The sequence below is a fragment of the Desulfosporosinus metallidurans genome, assembly GCF_001936615.1.
GTDB lineage: Bacteria > Bacillota > Desulfitobacteriia > Desulfitobacteriales > Desulfitobacteriaceae > Desulfosporosinus > Desulfosporosinus metallidurans.
On sequence record NZ_MLBF01000186.1, the window covers coordinates 1 to 545 of the forward strand.

At 57.2% G+C, this 545-nt stretch carries 2 protein-coding genes; both read left to right on the forward strand.

What is annotated here, in order from left to right; translation table 11 throughout:
• The coding region (locus tag DSOL_RS26290) for a FeoB small GTPase domain-containing protein (protein WP_282433586.1) at nt 1–405 on the forward strand (405 nt) is incomplete at its 5' end.
• Nucleotides 406–545: hypothetical protein (locus DSOL_RS30310; RefSeq protein WP_427854466.1), on the forward strand; the 140-nt coding region annotated here is incomplete at its 3' end.

The following is a 545-nucleotide window of genomic DNA, read 5'->3' on the forward strand; positions in this document are numbered from 1 at the left end:
GGGATTACCGTGGAGAAGAAGGAAGGAGTCTTGGAAATTGAGGATGGTAAGTCGGTGCGTGTCATTGACTTGCCAGGTACGTATTCCCTGACTGCCTATTCGCAAGAAGAACTGGTCGCGCGCAATTTCATCGTGGACCAACGGCCGAACGTGGTCGTGGATATCATCAACACTGGGGCGCTTGAGCGCAACCTCTATCTCGCCGTCCAGTTTATGGAACTGGGAGTCCCGGTCATCCTCGCGCTCAACATGATCGATGAAGTGCGCAAAAGAAACATCACAATCGACAGTGCGCGTCTGGCCAAGCTCATGAACGTGCCGGTCATCGAAACCGTGGCCAGAACCGGCGCGGGGAAAAAAGGAACTCCTCGGGAAAGCGGTCGCAGTGGCGGAAAAACAGCGTGAGTGGCGTCCGCTGGCCCTCTCCTACGGCCCCGTCCTGATCCCGCCCTGGAGGAAATGAGCGCCCTGATCGAACGAGAAGCCCTGCTGACGGATCGTTACCCGGCCAGATGGGTCGCGCTTAAGTACCTTGAGGGGGATGA